Annotated in this window: 14 protein-coding genes; 10 read left to right on the forward strand and 4 right to left on the reverse strand. The window is 74.5% G+C overall.

The window, feature by feature from the left end:
- Positions 1–154: 154 nt before the first annotated feature.
- The 4 genes from ACFY32_RS00600 to ACFY32_RS00615 all read left to right on the forward strand — a co-directional run bounded on the left by ACFY32_RS00600 (position 155) and on the right by ACFY32_RS00615 (position 3690).
- On the forward strand, positions 155–691 hold the full coding sequence (locus ACFY32_RS00600; protein WP_053763139.1) for an HNH endonuclease: 537 nt from the start codon (positions 155–157) through the stop codon (positions 689–691).
- A 318-nt stretch (positions 692–1009) separates the two neighbouring features.
- Positions 1010–1249 carry a hypothetical protein gene (locus tag ACFY32_RS00605; RefSeq protein WP_390673060.1) on the forward strand — a complete coding sequence of 80 codons (240 nt, stop codon included), beginning with the start codon at positions 1010–1012 and terminating at the stop codon, positions 1247–1249.
- Complete coding sequence (gene malQ / locus ACFY32_RS00610; RefSeq protein WP_390673061.1) at positions 1250–3343, forward strand: 4-alpha-glucanotransferase; 2094 nt, start codon at positions 1250–1252, stop codon at positions 3341–3343.
- Positions 3344–3402: 59 nt separating this feature from the next.
- Positions 3403–3690, forward strand: a complete 288-nt coding sequence (locus ACFY32_RS00615; RefSeq protein ID WP_359192035.1) for a hypothetical protein — start codon at positions 3403–3405, stop codon at positions 3688–3690.
- Positions 3691–3814: 124 nt separating this feature from the next.
- Here the strand turns inward: ACFY32_RS00615 and ACFY32_RS00620 are convergent, their stop codons facing one another.
- Positions 3815–4507, reverse strand: coding sequence for a TetR family transcriptional regulator (locus ACFY32_RS00620; protein WP_390673062.1), 693 nt, complete (start codon positions 4505–4507; stop codon positions 3815–3817).
- 159 nt (positions 4508–4666) lie between these two features.
- Between ACFY32_RS00620 and ACFY32_RS00625 the strand changes: the two genes are divergently transcribed.
- The 3 genes from ACFY32_RS00625 to ACFY32_RS00635 all read left to right on the forward strand — a co-directional run bounded on the left by ACFY32_RS00625 (position 4667) and on the right by ACFY32_RS00635 (position 8168).
- On the forward strand, positions 4667–6133 hold the full coding sequence (locus ACFY32_RS00625; protein WP_390673063.1) for an FAD-dependent monooxygenase: 1467 nt from the start codon (positions 4667–4669) through the stop codon (positions 6131–6133).
- Between the two features lie 200 nt (positions 6134–6333).
- Complete coding sequence (locus tag ACFY32_RS00630; RefSeq protein WP_390673227.1) at positions 6334–7233, forward strand: DMT family transporter; 900 nt, start codon at positions 6334–6336, stop codon at positions 7231–7233.
- A 32-nt stretch (positions 7234–7265) separates the two neighbouring features.
- Positions 7266–8168, forward strand: coding sequence for a LysR family transcriptional regulator (locus ACFY32_RS00635; protein ID WP_390673064.1), 903 nt, complete (start codon positions 7266–7268; stop codon positions 8166–8168).
- Between the two features lie 180 nt (positions 8169–8348).
- Here the strand turns inward: ACFY32_RS00635 and pepN are convergent, their stop codons facing one another.
- The gene (gene pepN, locus ACFY32_RS00640; protein WP_359192023.1) at positions 8349–10925 is read right to left on the reverse strand and encodes an aminopeptidase N; all 2577 of its coding nucleotides are present in this window, start codon (positions 10923–10925) and stop codon (positions 8349–8351) included.
- 113 nt (positions 10926–11038) lie between these two features.
- Here pepN and ACFY32_RS00645 point away from each other — a divergent pair, with 113 nt between their 5' ends.
- Positions 11039–11533 (forward strand): DUF1203 domain-containing protein, encoded by a 495-nt coding sequence (locus ACFY32_RS00645; RefSeq protein ID WP_390673065.1) that lies wholly within the window; start codon positions 11039–11041, stop codon positions 11531–11533.
- Here the strand turns inward: ACFY32_RS00645 and ACFY32_RS00650 are convergent.
- Positions 11530–12546, reverse strand: coding sequence for an aspartate-semialdehyde dehydrogenase (locus ACFY32_RS00650; protein ID WP_390673066.1), 1017 nt, complete (start codon positions 12544–12546; stop codon positions 11530–11532). The two genes, ACFY32_RS00645 and ACFY32_RS00650, sit on opposite strands and share 4 nt — an antisense overlap.
- Before the next feature lie 227 nt (positions 12547–12773).
- Between ACFY32_RS00650 and ACFY32_RS00655 the strand changes: the two genes are divergently transcribed.
- Both ACFY32_RS00655 and ACFY32_RS00660 read left to right on the forward strand, forming a co-directional pair.
- Positions 12774–13304 (forward strand): sigma-70 family RNA polymerase sigma factor, encoded by a 531-nt coding sequence (locus tag ACFY32_RS00655; RefSeq protein WP_359192011.1) that lies wholly within the window; start codon positions 12774–12776, stop codon positions 13302–13304.
- Between the two features lies 1 nt (position 13305).
- A complete protein-coding gene (locus tag ACFY32_RS00660; RefSeq protein WP_359192008.1) occupies positions 13306–14016 on the forward strand; it encodes a hypothetical protein in 711 nt (236 codons plus the stop codon).
- A gap of 67 nt (positions 14017–14083) precedes the next feature.
- Here ACFY32_RS00660 and ACFY32_RS00665 read toward each other — a convergent pair whose 3' ends face one another.
- On the reverse strand, positions 14084–17380 hold the full coding sequence (locus ACFY32_RS00665) for a S8 family serine peptidase (protein ID WP_390673067.1): 3297 nt from the start codon (positions 17378–17380) through the stop codon (positions 14084–14086).
- Positions 17381–17512 lie beyond the last annotated feature (132 nt).

Genomic DNA, 17512 nt, shown 5'->3' on the forward strand with positions numbered 1-17512 from the left:
AACAGGTCATGCGCCGGGGGATGCATCAGATGTGGTCGAAAACACTCCCAGCCCGTTACCGGGACATGGTGGCGCGTGAGTCGGCCATGAGGGGAGACTGACTACGGATCGTCCCGGCGCGAGCCACGCGCCGCCGGCGTACAAGGAGGCATCCGTGCCGCATGTCCTGGTCCTCAACGCGTCGTACGAGCCGCTCGGCGTCGTACCGCTCCGCCGCGCGCTCGTCCTCGTCCTGGAGAACAAGGCCGTGTGCCTCGAGGAGTCCGGCGCCTATCTGCACAGCGCGACCGTCACCGTCCCCGCACCCAGCGTGGTCCGGCTCAAGCGATTCGTACGGGTGCCCTACCGGGGGCCCGTCCCGCTCACCCGCCGCGCGCTGTTCGCCCGCGACGGAGGCCGGTGCATGTACTGCGGTGGCGTCGCAACCAGCGTCGACCACGTCATCCCGCGCAGCCGCGGGGGCAAGCACGTCTGGGACAACGTGGTGGCGTCCTGCCGCCGCTGCAACCACGTGAAGGCCGACCGCCACCTCGGCGAGATCGGCTGGCGGCTGCGCCACAAACCCGCCCCGCCCACCGGCCTGGCCTGGCGCATCATCGGCACCGGCCACCGGGACCCGCGCTGGCTTCCGTACTTGCAGCCGTACGGCGCGGACGACGCCCTGGCCCGGATCGACGGCATCTCCGCCTGACCGCGATCCGGGCTCCTTTCTGCCCGCCGGGCGTGCCCGTGGCGTGCCCGCGCCGGGGCGCGCGTCCGGGCACGGGGCGCGCGTGCGGGCACGGGGCGCGCGTGCGGGCACGGGGCGCGCGTGTGGGCGCGACGGGGAGCCAGGAGGGTGCGACGGGGAGTCAGGAGGATGTGACGGACGGGTCCGCGCGCCCGGAAGCCGGGCATGGTCGCGCGGAGCGTGACAGTCCGCACTTCCCGCGCGTCCGTACGTCTGCCGCCGCGCCCACGGGGTAGGGCTGCCATAGCCCGCCGATGTCGTGCCCGACGAGGAGACCCTGTGGCCGTGCCGACCCATCCGGTGTTCCCGCCTCCCCCCGAACCCGTCGCGGACCGGTCCGCCGAACCGGAGGCGCCGCTCACCAGCGAACCTCCGCTGCCCGACGCCGAACCCCTCACCAGCGAGTCCCCGACCGCCGAGGCCGTGCCCCTGACCAGCGAGTCCTCGCCCGAGCTGACGGCGGTCGTGCCGGAACAGGGCACCGCCTCCTTCGCCGTACCGGAACCGACGAGGCCGTAGATGACCGCTCCCCGGCCTGCCGAGCCGCCCACCGAGGACCTGACCCGGCTCGCCGAACTCCACGGCGTCGCCGCCTCCTACCGCCCCTCCCCCGACCGGACGGTCCCCGCCTCGTCCACCGCGCTCACCCTCGCCCTCGCCGCCCTCGGCGTCGACGCCGGCGACCCCGCGGCGGTACGCGCCGCGCTCGCCGCCCGCGAGGCGGAACTCGGCGCCCGGCTGCTGCCCCCGACCGTCGTCCACTGGAGCGGCGGCCCCGTGCCGGCCGCCCTGACCGCGCTGCCCGAGGGCACCCGGCTGCGGATCGACACCGAACAGGGCGAGACCCGGGCCGGCCCCGAGGACCTCCCGGCCGGCGTGCACCGCCTGACGGCCACCGCCCCCGACGGCCGCACCGCCCGCGCCCACCTCGTCGTCGCCCCGCCCAAGCTGCCCGCCCCGCCCGGACGCTCGTACGGACTGCTGGTCCAGCTCTACTCCCTGCTCTCCCGGCGCTCCTGGGGCATGGGCGACCTCGGCGACCTCGGCGAGCTGGCGTCCTGGGCCGGTCGCGTCCTCGGCGCCGGGTTCGTGCAGGTCAACCCGCTGCACGCGGCGGTCCCCGGCGCCCCCACCGACCCCTCCCCGTACCGGCCCTCCTCCCGCCGTTTCCCCGACCCGGTCCACCTGCGGATCGAGGACGTCCCCGAGTTCGCCCACCTCGCCGACCGCGACGAGGTCCGGGCGCTGTGGGAGCGCGCGGCACGACTGCGCGCGGACGTCCTGGACAAGGGCGCCCTCATCGACCGGGACGCCGTGTGGGAACTCAAGCGCGAGGCCCTGGAACACGTACGGACCGTGCCGCTCGGCCCCGGCCGCCGCGCCGCCTACTGCGACTACCTCGCCGCCCAGGGCCAGGCCCTGGAGGACCACGCCACCTGGTGCGCGCTGGCCGAGGTGCACGGCTCCGACTGGCACCGCTGGCCCGAGGCGCTCAAGGACCCCCGGTCCGCCGAGACCGCCCGCGCCCGCTCGGCGCTGATGGACCGCGTCGACTTCCACTCCTGGCTGGCCTGGCTCACCGAGTCCCAGCTCACCGCCGCCCAGCGCGCCGCCCGCGAGGCCGGGATGCCGCTCGGCGTCGTCCACGACCTCGCGGTCGGCGTCCACCCCGGCGGCGCCGACGCCTGGGCGCAGCGCGAGCACTTCGCCGCCGGCATGTCGGTGGGCGCCCCGCCGGACGCCTTCAACGCCCGCGGCCAGGACTGGGGCCTGCCGCCCTGGCGCCCCGACCGGCTCGCCGAGTCCGGCTACGCGCCCTACCGCGACCTGCTGCGCGCCCTGTTCCGCTACGCCGGCGCCCTGCGCATCGACCACGTGATGGGCCTCTTCCGGCTCTGGTGGGTCCCCGAGGGCCACCCGCCCACCGAGGGCGCCTACGTCCGCTACGACGCCGAGGCCATGCTCGCCGTCCTCGTCCTGGAGGCGTCCCGCGCCGGGGCCGTGGTGATCGGCGAGGACCTCGGCACCGTGGAACCGGGGGTGCGCGAGACGCTCCGCGAACGCGGGGTGCTCGGCACCTCGGTGCTCTGGTTCGAACGGGACTGGGAGGGCGACGGCCGCCCCCTGCCCCCCGACCGCTGGCGTGCCGACTGCCTGGCCACCGCCACCACCCACGACCTGCCGTCCACCGCCGCCCGCCTCACCGGCGAGCACGTCGAACTCCGCGACCGCCTCGGCCTGCTCACCCGCCCGGCCGAGGAGGAGCGCGCGGAGGCCGCGGCGGACGCGGGGGAGTGGCTGGACCTGCTCGCCCGGCTCGGCCTGCTGCGCGGCACCGCGGGCGACACCGGCACCCCCTCCGAGGAGGCCGCGATCCAGGCCGTCCACCGCTTCCTGCTGGCCACCCCCGCCCGCATGGTCGGCGTCTGGCTGCCGGACACGGTCGGCGACCGCCGCCCGCAGAACCTGCCCGGCACCTCGGACCAGTACCCCAACTGGCGGCTGCCCGTCGCCGACGCCGAGGGCCGCCCGGTGACCCTGGAGGACCTCGCCGCCTCACCCCGGCTGCACGCGCTGATCGAGGCGGTACGTGCGGGCGGGACGGGAGGCTGAACCGCCGCGGACGGCACCCCGGGCGCGCGGCGCGCACCGGCGTTCGCTAACTTGGGCACGTGGACAAGAAGAACGCCCTGCGCGCCGGCACCCTGGCGGCCGGTACGACGCTGATGATGCTGCTCATGTCGTCCCCCGCGCTCGCGCTGACCCGCGACGACGGCGACGACCCCGGCACGGGCCTGAGCGTCATCGAGACGCTGGGTCTGTACGTCTTCGCCCCGATCGTGCTGTTCGCCGTGATCGCCGGCCTCGTCATGGTCCTCGACCGCTCGCAGGAAGCGCACCGGGTGACCAGCCGCAACATCAAGACCCGGGAGACCATGAAGGCCGACGCCAAGGGCTGATCCCGGTCCCGCTCCACGGGCCTCGACCGAAGCTCCACCGAGGGCGCCCGCCCCGCCGTACGTACGCGCGCATCGCCGTACGTGCGCCGGGGCGGGCGCCCTCGCGGCGTTCCCCGGGGCCCGCTCAGGGGTGCGGCGCGGTGAGGTAGCGCTGCACGGCGGGCGCCAGCCAGGCCACGACCTCCTCGTCGTGCAGGTCCACGGCCGCCGGGAAGCGCAGCACGAAACGGGTCAGCCCGAGGCCCAGCAACTGCGCCGCGACCAGGGCGGCGCGGGCCGGCGCCTGCTCGGGGTCCGGGCAGACCCGCCGCACGGCCGGCAGCATCTGGTCGCGGAAGAGGCTCCGGGTGCGTTCGGCCCCGGCCGGGTTGGAGGCGGCGACCCGGAACAGGGCGGTGAGCACCTCGTTCTCCCGCCACTGGGCGAGGAAGTGCCGCACCAGGGTCTCGCCGACGGCGGCGCGGGGCAGCGCGGCGAGGTCGGGGATGCGCAGGTCGACGGCGACGGCCGCGGCGAACAGGCCCTCCTTGCTGCCGTAGTAGCGCATCACCATCGAGGGGTCGATACGGGCGTCCTTGGCGATCGCCCGGATGGTGGCCCGCTCATACCCGTCGGCGGCGAACCGCTCGCGCGCCGCTTCGAGGATCGCGGCACGGGTGGCATCGGAGCGGCGGGGGGTCAGGCCGGCGGGACCGGTGGGGCTTGCGGGGCTTGCGGGACTGGTGGCGCCGGTGGGGCTCGTGGAACTGGCGGGGCTCGTGGAGCTGGCGGGGCTCGTGGGGCCGGTGGCGGAGGAGCTGTGGGTCGGGGAGGGCATGTCGAGGAGCGTAGGCCAACGGACGAGCGCCAACAAGTGTTGGCCAACACGCGTAGGCCAACATGCGTTGACTCTCCTGTCCCGCCCCCTCTATGGTGACAACACGCGTTGGCAACACCTGTTGGCAAACAACCGTTGGCACCCTCAGGAGGCCGCCACATGAACGCCACGCCCCACCACTCCCGCCCGCACGCGCACCCCCACGCCGTGATCGTCGTCGGCGCCGGACCCACCGGGCTGCTGCTCGCCGGTGACCTGGCCGCCGCCGGCGTCCCCGTCACCCTCGTGGAGAAGCGCCCCAGCGGCATCAGCAACCTCTCCCGTGCCTTCGGACTGCACGCCCGCAGCCTGGAGCAGCTCGACGCCCGCGGACTCGCCGAGCCGCTGGAGGCGGTCGGCCGCCCCCTCGACCGGCTCCGCTTCTTCGGCCTCACCCTCGACTTCGCCGCCCTCCCCTCCCGCTTCGCCCACGTCCTGGTCCTCCCGCAGTACGAGGTGGAGAAGGTGCTGCGGCGGCGGGCGGAGGAGGCGGGCGTGGAGTTCCGGCACGACACCGAGGTGACCGGGCTGAGCCAGGACGCGGACGGGGTGACCCTCGCCGTCCGCGGGCCCGGCGGGACCCCGGGCGAGCTGCGGGCGGCGTACGCCGTCGGGGCCGACGGGGTGCGCAGCGCGGTGCGTGACGCGATAGGGCTGCCGTTCCCGGGCCGGGGGGTGATCCGGTCGGTCGTCATCGCCGACGTACGGCTCGCCGAGGAGCCGGCGGAGCAGCTCAACGGCGACTCCGTCCCGGGCGCGTTCGCCGTCCTGGCGCCCTTCGGCGACGGTTACCACCGGGTCGTCGGCTGGCACCGCGGCCACAACGTCCCCGACAGCGAACCCGTCGACCTGGACGAGGTCAAGGAGATCACCCGCCTGGTGATGGGCCGCGACTTCGGCATGTACGACCCCCGGTGGATCTCCCGCTTCCACAGCGAGGAACGCCAGGCGCCCGCGTACCGGGTGGGCCGGGTCTTCCTCGCCGGTGACGCCGCGCACGTGCACAGTCCGGCCGGCGGGCAGGGTATGAACACCGGCCTCCAGGACGCGGCCAACCTGAGCTGGAAGCTCGCGGCGGTCGCGCACGGCCGGGCGGCCGAGGACCTGCTCGACACCTACCAGGCCGAACGCCACCCCGTCGGCAGGTCGGTGCTGCGCAGCAGCGGCGGCATCATCCGGCTGGCGATGGCCCGGCGCCCCTGGACGCGGGCGCTGCGGGCGGCGGCCGTCGCCGCCATGGACCACGCCGGCCCCGTCCGGCGCCGGGCGACCGGCCAGGTCACCGGCATCGGCTACCGCTACCCCGCCCCGCGCGGCGCCCACCGCCTCACCGGCGCCCGCGTCCCCGACGTGCGTTTCGCGGACGGCGGCCGGCTGTACGAGGCGCTGCGCGGCGGGCGGTTCGCGCTGATCACCCCGGAGGCGTACGAGGACGGGGCCGCCCGCGCCGGCCGGCTCGCGGTGCGCCGGTGGGCGAGCGGCCGCCGTACGACCGTGCTGGTGCGGCCCGACGGGTACGCGGCCTGGGCGGCGGAGGACGCGGACAAGGGGGCGATCGGGGCGGCCCTGGCCGCGCACGTGGGCTGACCGGTCAACCGTTCAGTTCTCCTGCAAAGAACCATCGGAAAGTTTCGATGGACGTGACAGGTGCGGCGGCGCCACGGTGGTCGGGCCGCGTCCACCTACCGCGAAGGACCCCAGTGTCCCCAGCCCCCAGCCGCACCCCCGGCCACCCCACCGGCCACGTCACCACCGAAGCCGCCCCCGACCCCGCCACCGAACCCACCATCGACCCCACCACCGACCCCAGCCCCGCCACCCGCGCGACCACCTCCCCGGCCTTCCTCGGCGTGGCCCTCGCCCTCCTCGCCACCGTCGTCTGGTCCGGCAGCTTCGTCACCTCCCGCGCCCTCGGCGACAGCGTCCCGCCCGTGCAGCACGCCTTCTGGCGCTGGGTGGTGGCGCTCGTCGCCGTCGCGCCGTTCGGAGCCCGGCAGGCGTGGCGGCAGCGGGCGCTGATCCGGCGCCGGCTGGGTTTCCTGCTCCTCGCCTCGCTGCTGGGCGTGACCACGTACAACACCCTCGTCAACCAGGCCGGGCTCACCACCCCCGCCCCCACCATGGGCATGATCATGGCGGCCTCGCCGGTGCTGATGGCGGTGTGCGAACGGGCGGGCGGCGTCCGGCTCGGCGCCCGCCGGGTCACCGGGCTGCTCACCGCGTGCGCGGGGGTGCTGCTGCTGATGGGCGGCGGGACGCGGTTCGCGGCCGGCGACCTGTGGATGATCGCCGCCGCCTGCTGCTTCGGGACGTACAGCGCGCTGCTGCGCCGCAAGCCCGCCGAACTGGGCGGCGCCGCCTTCCTGTTCACCACCTTCCTGTTCGGCACCGTCCTGCTGCTGCCCGCGCAGGGTGTCAGCCTCGCCGTGCAGGGCGGCTTCACCCCGGCCCCGGGCACCGTCTGGCCCCTGCTGTACGTCGGTGTGGCCTCCTCGGCACTCGCGTTCTTCGCGTGGAACCGGGCGATCGCCCTGATCGGCCCCACCCGCGCGGGCGTCGTCTACTACCTCCAGCCCGTCTGCGTGGCCCTGCTGTCCTGGGCACTGCTCGCCGAGCCGACCGGCTGGGCCGGGGCGGGCTGCATGGCCCTGATCCTGGGCGGCGTCGTCCTGGGAGCACGCCGCTGAGACCGGGCGGCCCGGCCGATAGGTTGACGGCCATGGCCGACTGGGAGATCCGCAAGCTCCACATCCTGCGGACGCTGCGGGAGCGGGGGACGGTGACCGCGACGGCCGAGGCGTTGCGGATGACGCCGTCGGCGGTGTCGCAGCAGTTGACGAACCTGTCCCGGCAGCTCGGCGTGGACCTGCTCCGGGCCGAGGGCCGCCGGGTGAGGCTGACGGACGCGGCCCTGCTGGTGCTGCGGCACGCCGACGCGGTGTTCGAGCGACTGGAGCGCGCGGAGGCGGAGTTGGCGGCGTACACGCGCGGGGAGGCGGGGGAGGTGCGGGTCGGGGCGTTCCCGACGGCGGTGCCCGCGCTGGTCGTCCCGGCGGTCACCGCGCTGCGGGCCGCGCACCCCGGGGTGACGGTGCGGGTGCGGGAGGCCGAGGCGCGGGAGGCGTACGAGCTGCTCGGCGGCGGGGACGTCGACCTCGCGCTGTCGCTGGCCGCGCAGGCGCCGAGCGCGGTGGACCCCCGGTTCACGCGGGTGCCGCTGCTCGCCGACCCGCTGGACGCCGCCCTGCCCCGCGGTCACCCGCTGGCCGCCGCCGAGGATCTGCGGCTGGCCGACCTCGCCGCCGAGCCGTGGATCTTCGGCGACGGCGGGCCCTGGGCCGACATCACCCGGGCGGCGTGCGAGGCGGCCGGTTTCCGTCCGCACCGGGGGCACGCGGCGACCGGCTGGACGGCCATCCTGGCGATGGTCGAGGCCGGCATGGGCGTCGCCCTGGTCCCCCGTATGGCGGCGGCGGACCGGGACGGGGTGGCGATGCGCGAACTGCGCGCCGACCGCCCCGTCCGGCACGTCGTCGCCGCGGTCCGCAGGGGCGCGGGCGACGCCCCCGCGGTCCGCCGCGTCCTCGCCGCCCTGCGCACGGCGGCGGCCGCTCTCGCCTAGGGCCTGTCGTTCGGATCAGCCCGCGGACGCGGGCCCCCGGATCAGCCCGCGGACGCGGGCCCGCGACCCGAACGGCAGGGCGCCGCGGACGCGGGCCCGCGATCCGAACGACAGACACGGGACCCCGAGCCGAACGACAGACAAGGGACCCCGACCCGAACGGCAGGCCCGGTCCCGGCCCTACTGTGCCGCCGCGTCCGCCGCCTGGGCCCGCAGGGCCCGTTCCACGCCCGCGCGGGACTCCGAGACCAGGCGCCGCAGCGCGGCGTTCGGCTCGGCGGCGGACAGCCAGGCGTCCGTCTTGGCGAGCGTCTCCTCGGTCACCTGCACCGACGGGTACAGGCCGACGGCGATCTGCTGGGCCATCTCGTGCGAACGGGACTCCCAGACGCCCTTGAGCGCCTCGAAGTACCGGTCCGTGTAAGGGGCCAGCAGCTCCCGCTGGTCGGTCTGGACGAAGCCGGAGATCACCGCCTCCTGCACGGCGTTGGGCAGCTTGTCGGACTCCACGACCGACGCCCACGCCTCCGCCTTGGCCTCCGGCGAGGGACGGGCCGCCCGCGCGGTGGCCGCGTGCCGCTCACCGGCCGCCGTGCGGTCCCGCTCGTACTCGGCGGCGATCTCCGCCTCGTCGAACCGGCCCACCGCCGCCAGCCGCTGCACGAACGACCAGCGCAGCTCGGTGTCGACGGCCAGCCCCTGCACGGTCCGCGAACCGTCCAGCAGCGCCTCCAGCAGGTCGAGCTGCTCGGGGGTGCGGGCCGCCGCCGCGAAGGCCCGCGCCCACGCCAACTGGTGGTCGCTGCCCGGCGTCGCCGCCCGCAGGTGGGCGAGGGTGGCGTCGGTCCAGCGGGCCAGCAGCGTCTCGCGGGCCGCCGGGTCGGCGTACAGCTCGACGGCGAGCTTGACCTGGCGGTGCAGGGACTGCACCACGCCGATGTCGGACTCCTTGCCGATGCCGGACAGCACCAGGGAGAGGTAGTCGCGGGTGGCGAGTTCCGCGTCCCGGGTCATGTCCCAGGCCGACGCCCAGCACAGGGCGCGCGGCAGGGACTCGGCGAAGTCGCCGAGGTGCTCGGTGACGAAGGCCAGCGACGCCTCGTCCAGGCGGACCTTGGCGTAGGACAGGTCGTCGTCGTTGAGCAGCACCACCGCCGGGCGGCGCCCGCCGACCAGCTCGGGTACGGCCGTCAGCTCGCCGTCGACGTCCAGCTCGATCCGCTGGGAGCGGACCAGCTTGCCGCTCGCGTCGAGGTCGTAGGCGCCGACCGCGATGCGGTGCGGGCGCAGCGTCGGCTCCCCCTTGGCACCGGCCGGGAGCGCCGGGGCCTCCTGCCGGATCGCGAAGGAGGTGACCACCCCGTCGGCGTCCGTCTCGATCTCGGGCCGCAGGATGTTGATGCCGGCCGTCTCCAGCCACGCCTTCGACCAGGTCTTCAGGTCCCGCCCGGAGGTCTCCTCCAGGGCGCCCAGCAGGTCGGACAGGCGCGTGTTGCCGAACGCGTGCCGCTTGAAGTACGCCTGCACGCCCCGGAAGAACTCGTCCTGACCGACGTACGCGACGAGCTGCTTCAGGACGGAGGCGCCCTTGGCGTAGGTGATGCCGTCGAAGTTGACGAGCACGTCGTCGAGGTCGCGGATGTCCGCCATGATCGGGTGCGTGGAGGGCAGTTGGTCCTGCCGGTACGCCCAGGTCTTCATGGAGTTGGCGAACGTGGTCCAGGAGTGCGGCCAGCGCGAGCCGGGCGCCGCGGCCTGGCAGGCGATGGAGGTGTACGTGGCGAACGACTCGTTCAGCCACAGGTCGTTCCACCACTCCATGGTGACCAGGTCACCGAACCACATGTGCGCCAGCTCGTGCAGGATCGTCTCCGCACGGGTCTCGTACGCCGCGTCCGTCACCTTCGAACGGAACACGTACTGGTCGCGGATGGTCACCGCGCCCGCGTTCTCCATCGCGCCCGCGTTGAACTCCGGCACGAAGAGCTGGTCGTACTTCTGGAACGGGTACGGGTAGTCGAACTTCTCCTGGAACCAGTCGAAGCCCTGCCGGGTCACCTCGAAGATGGCGTCCGAGTCGAGGTGCTCGGCGAGCGAGGGGCGGCAGTAGATGCCGAGCGGCACGCTCTGCCCGTCCTTCTCGTACACGCTGTGCACCGAGTGGTACGGGCCCGCGATCAGGGCGGTGATGTACGTCGAGATGCGCGGCGTCGGCTCGAACCGCCAGACGTTCCCCTCCGGCTCCGGCGTCGGCGAGTTGGAGATGACCGTCCAGCCCTCGGGCGCCCGCACGGTGAACTGGAAGGTCGCCTTCAGGTCGGGCTGCTCGAAGCTGGCGAAGACCCGCCGGGCGTCCGGCACCTCGAACTGGGTGTAGAGGTACACCTGCTCGTCGACCGGGTCGACGAACCGGTGCAGCCCCTCGCCGGTGTTGGTGTACGCGCAGTCGGCGACGACGCGCAGGACGTTGCGGCCCGCCAGCAGCCCCGGCAGGGCGATCCGGGAGTCCTGGAAAACCTCGTCGACCGGCAGGGGGTCGCCGTTCAGCACGACCTCGTGGACGGCCGGGGCCACCAGGTCGATGAACGACTCCGGGGAGGCGCCCCCGTCGGCCACGTCGAAGCGCACCGTGGTCACGGACCGGTAGGTGCCTCCCTCGTGCGCGCCCGAGAGGTCGAGGTCGATCTCGTACGCGTCGACGCTGAGCAGCTTCGCCCGCTGCTGCGCCTCTTCGCGAGTCAGGTTTGTGCCAGGCACGCGGTCATCTCCTCGATATGTGTAGGTTGCGCCATCCTTCCACGTGGGCCGGGCCGAACGCGATGTCCGGATACCGCCGGTCAACGGCCCGGCCGGTGCCGAGCCTGGAAGGCATGAGCAACCACACCGCACACGCGATCCCCGCCCACGTCCTGAAGGAACTGCGCGACCGCGACGACGCCGGGCGCCCGGCGGTCGCCGTCACCGACGAGGAGGGCGGCGCGCCGCTGCGCTGCTGCCTGCGCCACAGCGTCCCCGGCGAGTCGCTCACCCTGGTGTCGTACGCCCCCCTGCGCCGCTGGGCGGCGGCCACCGGAGCCGACCCGGGCGCCTACGACGAGCAGGGCCCGGTCTTCGTCCACGCCGAGGAGTGCGCGGGGCCGGCCGGGGAGGGGCTGCCGTTCACCAACGCCCACCGGGTGCTGCGCCGCTACTCCGCCGAGGGGCGCATCCTCGGCGGCCGACTGGTCGAGACGGACTTCGCGGCGGCCCTCGACGAAGCGTTCGACGACCCGTCCGTGGCGTTCGTCCACGTCCGGGCCGTCGAGTACGGCTGCTTCTACTACGAGGTCACCAGGGACCAGCCGATCGGCCGACTGGCCGGCTAGCCCTTCAGCTCGGCCGCCACCAGCTCCGCGATCTGGACGGCGTTCAGGGCCGCGCCCTTGCGCAGGTTGTCGTTGGAGACGAACAGGGCGAGGCCGTTCTCCACGGTCTCGTCCTGCCGGACCCGGCCGACGTAGGAGGGGTCCTGGCCGGCCGCCTGGAGCGGGGTGGGCACCTCGGTGAGGGCCACGCCGGGGGCGCCGCCGAGCAGCTCCTTGGCGCGCTCGACGCTGATCGGGCGGGCGAAGCGGGCGTTGATCTGGAGGGAGTGCCCGGTGAAGACCGGGACCCGCACGCAGGTGCCGGAGACCTTCAGCTCCGGGATCTCCAGGATCTTGCGGGACTCGTGGCGGAGCTTCTGCTCCTCGTCGGTCTCGTGCAGCCCGTCGTCCACGATCGACCCGGCCAGCGGCAGCACGTTGTACGCGATCGGCGCCACGTACTTGTGCGGCTCGGGGAACTCGGCCGCCGCGCCGTCGTGGGTCAGCTTCGGCGCGTCCTCGCCGACCTTCTCGATCTGCTCGAACAGCTCGTCCACACCGGCCAGACCGGAGCCGGAGACGGCCTGGTACGTGGCGACGACCAGGGCTTCCAGGCCGGCCTCGGCGTGCAGCGGGCGCAGCACCGGCATCGCGGCCATGGTGGTGCAGTTCGGGTTGGCGATGATGCCCTTGGGGCGGTTGGCGACCGCGTGCGGGTTCACCTCGGACACCACCAGCGGGACCTCGGGGTCGCGGCGCCAGGCCGAGGAGTTGTCGATCACGACCGGGCCCTGCGAGGCGACCTTCTCGGCCAGCGCCCTGGAGGTGGCGCCGCCCGCCGAGAACAGGACGATGTCCAGGCCGGAGTAGTCGGCGGTGGCCGCGTCCTCCACCGTCACGCCGTCCAGGTCCTTGCCCGCGCTGCGGGCCGAGGCGAACAGGCGCAGCTCGGTGACCGGGAAATCGCGCTCCGCGAGGATCTTGCGCATGACCGTGCCGACCTGTCCGGTGGCTCCGACGATTCCGACCCTCACGGCGACTCCCTTTCGTGGCGTGCGACCCTCCGGCCACCTGGCCGGGCCTTTTCCATCATGCGTCCCTCCCCCGGCCCTGTGTCCAATCCATTGCCCGAGGGCTGGGACACCGCCGTGCGGCGGCGGGCCGGTGTGACGCACGTCTCGCGTCCTCCGCCCGGCCGGGGCGCGAACGTTTCCGGCCCGCGCGGCGTCATAGGGGAAACGCGGCGAGGGGAGGGGTGGCCGTGCTGCGCGGAAGAATCCGCCGTGGCCAGCAGGACGCCGTACGCGACGACCCGCTGGACGCGGCACAGGAACGCAGGGTGCGGGCGGTGCTCGCGCTCGGCGGAGTGCCGCAGGCGGACCTGCCGGACGGGGTGCAGCAGGTCCGCCTGCGGCTGCTGGAACGCGCCGCGAGCGGCCGCGAGGCACCGGAGAACGTCTCGGCGTGGGCGGCGGTGGTCGCCTCCAACCTGGCCATGGACTGGCACCGCGCCCGGCGCCGCCAGGAGCGGATCGGGGAGCGCCTCGCCTCGCTGCGGCACAGCGACCACCCCTCCGGCGAGGAGACCAGCCTGCTCTCCCTCGCCGTCGCCCGGGGCCTGGACGAGCTGCCCGACATCCAGCGGCAGGTCGTCGTGCTGCGGTTCTTCGCCGACCTGCCGGTGCGCGGCATCGCCGAGGAGCTGGGCGTCCCCGAGGGCACGGTCAAGAGCAGGCTGCACACGGCGGTCCGCGCCCTGCGCGCCCGCCTGCACGAGGACGAGGTGGTGTGACATGGCCGCCGGACAGGACGGACGCGTCCCCGTGGACGCGCTGATGGCCGCGATCACCGGGGAGGAGTCACCGCCCGGTACCGGTACGGAGGCCGAGCGGCGGTCCGCGGAGGCGGACGTGGCGCTGCTGCGGGAGCAGTTGGGCGTCATCGGGCGGGCCCTGGCCGAGCCCCCGGCGCCCGCTCCGGCGCGGGCGGCCCCGGTCCGCGCCCCCCGGCGGCGGCGCCGGCGGCTGCACGTGGCGTTCGGGGCGCTGGCGGTGGCCTGCGCCGGGATGTTCGTGGCCGGGCTCGGCTGGCTGGCGGCGCAGGGCGGCACGCAGGACGGCGCGGCCGACTCCTCCGGCAGCAAGGCGGAGGCGTCCGCCGGGAAGGACGCCGGGTCGGTCTTCGGCAGCGCGGGCTACCTGGCCTGCGCCCGGGTGGTCGCGGAGGGCACGGTGACCGCCGCCGACCCGGTGCCGGGCGAGGCACGGCACCGGATCACCCTGCGCGTCACCCTGTCCCACAAGCCCGCCCGCTCCCGGCCCGAGATCACCTTCGTGCTGGACGACGCCACCGCCCGGCTCCGCCCCGGCGACCGGGCGCTGGTCGGCATCCCCCGGCACGGCGCCGCCGCGGACGCCGTGGTCACCGGCGTCCGGGCCGTGGCCGCCGAACGCGCCCGGATCACCGCCGCGCTGCCCGAGTCCCGCACCCTGGCCTGCGACTGAACGAAGGGTGCGCGGACACGGCAAAGGGGCGGGCGCCGGGCGCCCGCCCCCCTGGTGCCGTACCGGACTACGGCACGACCTCGCCGATCGCCACGCGGCCGGCGCCCGCGACCGTGCCGCGGGCGTCGACCAGCCTGACCTGACCGAAGAACGAGCGGCCCGCGGGCGCGGCGGCCAGCGCGGTCACGTCCGCGGAGACCGTCGCCGACCCGCCGGTGGCGAGCTGCACCGCGCCCGTCCCGGCCACGGCGACCGAGCCGAGGGAGGCGGCGAAGTACTCGTCCCGGTAGTCGTACTCGGTGGTGCCGGCCGGCACCGAGTAGCCCACGACCTCGATCGTGTAAGTCCCGGCGGCCGGCTTCGGCACCGACACCGACTCCTCCGAGTCCCCGTCGGCGGACTGCCCGACCAGCTCCCCGTCGGCGTCGTACACCGCCAGGTCCAGGTCGGCCCCGGCATCGGAGACGCCGCCGATGGCGACGCTCAGGGACTCGGCGCCCGCGGGCACCTCGACCGTGGAGGTCCGCTTCTGGCCCTGCGCGACCGACGGGCGGGAGGCCGCGGCCGAGCCCAGCGGCCCGCCGGTCAGCCTGCCGTCGATCGGGGCGTACCGGTTGGTCACCGTCCAGGACACGGCGGCCGGGGTGCCCGCCTTCGCCTCGGGCACGGTCACGGTCTCCGGGTCGAAGACCGCGCCGAGCACGGCGACGTCGAGGGTGTACGGGTTGTCGAGCAGCGGCGAGGTGCGGCGCGACTCGACCTCGATCTCCCAGACGCCGGGCTGCGGGTCGGCGTACGAGCGCACGTCGGGCCGGCAGCCGTTGCCGTCGAGGTAGTTGTTGTAGCAGTACGGCGTGGACGTCTCGTCGAGCGGGACGCCGTACGGGTGGATGGCGATGAACCGGGTCTGGCTCTTGCCCTTGAGCCCGCCGATGGCCACCTCCAGCGTCTTCGCGCCCTCGGGGACGGTCACGAAGTACGAGGTGGTGCTGTTGCGCTGCACCGAACCGGACGCCGAGTAGGTGTACTTCAGCGGCGTGGCGACCACGACGGTGGCCATGACCTGCTTGTCGGTGCCCGCGGTGCGCGGGTCGTCGACCTCCAGGATCGCGCTCTTGAGCCCGGCGGACCGCGGCGCGGCCTGCACCTTGACGGTGACCGGCTGGTCCAGCGGCAGGTTCACCGTGCGGGGCCCGACGATCCGGAAGGTGTCCTGGGCGTTGTTGGCGAAGCCCAGTTCGTGCCGGACCGGGCGGTCGGCGCCGGAGGTGCGGGTGAGGGTGACGTCGTACGTCTTCTTCTGCCCGGCCTTCAGGCCGCCCTCGCGGTCGTAGAGCCCGGTGCCGTGGCCCGGGGTCTCCAGCCTGGCGTCGAGGGCGGTGTCGACCGGGGCCTCGACCGTGTAGTCGTGCGCGGTGGCGCCGGCGCGGATCGCCTTCCAGGCGCCCACGACGTCGATCAGGCCGGAGCCCTCCTCGTACGCCTGGGTGCCCTTGATGTGGCGGGCGGTCGAGGTCAGCGCCGTGCGCAGCTCGGCCGGGGTGAGGTCCAGGTGCTTCTGCCCGGCCGCCGACAGCAGCAGCGCGGAGGCGCCCGCGGCCTGCGGGGAGGCCATCGAGGTGCCCTGGAGCATGCCGTACCCGGCGGGCAGCGCGTAGCCGGCCTCGGGGACGGGGGCGCCGGGCAGCCAGGTCTGGATGGTGTTGACGGCGGCGCCGGGCGCGGTCAGCGTCGGCGCGAACCCGCCGTCCTCGCGCGGACCGCGCGAGGAGAACGGCATCATGGCGTACTTCTTCTCCACCGCCGAGCCGTAGTTGGCGGCCCAGGTCTCCTTGGAGATGGCGGCGCCGACCGAGATGACCTTGTCGGCGAGGCCGGGGTCGCCGATGGTGTTGGCGCCGGGGCCGTCGTTGCCCGCGGAGATCACCAACTGGACGCCGTAGGTGTCGATGAGCCGCGTGTACAGCGCCGCGCGGGCGTTGTTGCCGTCGTTGAGCGAGGGGAGGCCGCCGATGGACATGTTGACGATGTCGACGCCGCGGTTGACGACGAGGTCGATCATGCCCTCGGTGAGCGCGACGTTGGTGCAGCCTCCGGACCAGGTGCAGGCGCGGGAGGAGACGATCCGGGCGCCGGGGGCGGCGCCGTTCATCTTCCCGCCGAACAGGCCGTTGGCGGCGGTGATGCCGGCGACGTGGGTGCCGTGCTCGGACTCGATCACGCCGATGTTGACGAAGTCGGCCTTGGCGCCGGCGCCGTTGTGGACGACGTCCTTGCGGATCTCCACCACGAAGGGCTGGCGTTCGGCGACGTCCGTGGACGGGTCGTCGGTGCCGAAGTACCCGACCTGGAAACCGTCCTTGTACGGCTTCATCGGGGTGTCGTCGGTGAAGTCGTGGTTGTCGTTGAGGTCGACGCGGACCGTGCCGGCCGCCGGGTCGTAGAGCACGCCCCAGGAGTCGGTGGTGTCGCCGTCGCGGTTGGCGTCGCCCGCGGCGTCGCCGCCCGCGGTGTAGGACTCCAGGAAGGTGCTGACCCGGTAGGAGCCCGCCGGGGCGGTCCAGCTCTCGCCGCCGTAGGTGAAGGCGGGCCCGGAGACGCCGGTCAGCATCGGGCGCCAGGTGCGGTCGCCGTCGACGACCGGGTCGGTGGCGGTGACCCAGTCGACGATCTTGCGCTGTCCGGTGGTGGTCTTCTGCAGCGCCGGGTGGGCGAGGTCCACGCCGGAGTCGAGGATGCCGATGGTGACGCCGCGGCCGTCCGCCTTCGGGTTCTGCCGGACGAAGTCGACGGCGCCCGTCTCGAAGGAGGGGTTGTACGGGTTCCGGGCGGGCGTCCCGCGGTTCGGTGCCGGGTAGGCGGCCGACGCCTTGGCGGCGGCGCCCCCGGCGGTGCCGGCGCTCGGCGCCGGGTCGTCCAGCTCGATCTCCTGGCGCAGGTCGATGGCGTGCACGGAGGAGAGTCCGGCGGCGGCGGCGATGGCCGCGTCGGCCCTGGCGGTGGGGACGGTGGCGCGGACGTAACCGAGCTTGTCGTAGGTCCGGCCGACCGCGCCGCCCTCGACGGCGTCGAGTTCCTCGGCGACCCGCTCGGTGGCGCCGGGCGAGGTGGCGACCATCATGGTGATGTTCTTCTCGCCCGCGGCCTTGGCCTGGGCGAGCAGGCCGGCGTCGTCGGAACCGAGCTTGTCGGGCGCGGACTTGACGGGAACGTCGGCCGGGGCGGCCACGGCCGGATCGTCGGCGGCCATGGCCATGGGTATCGGCCCGGCCGCGGCGAGCGCGGCGACGAGACCGGCGGCCAGGGCGGCACGGGCCGCGCGACCGCTGCCCGGTCTCGGCTCGCGCTGGGAGGTGTGGGTCATCGGCATCCCTTGCAGGTATCGGCATCCCTTGGACGTGCGGGCACATCTACGACCGAGGCCGATCGGGCCTGATCGCGGCAGTCCGGAATGCGATCCCGGACGACCGCTCAGCCTGACGCAAGCGCCCGCCCT

Origin of the sequence: Streptomyces sp. NPDC000134, from assembly GCF_042899225.1 — a bacterium.
Lineage (GTDB): Bacteria > Actinomycetota > Actinomycetes > Streptomycetales > Streptomycetaceae > Streptomyces.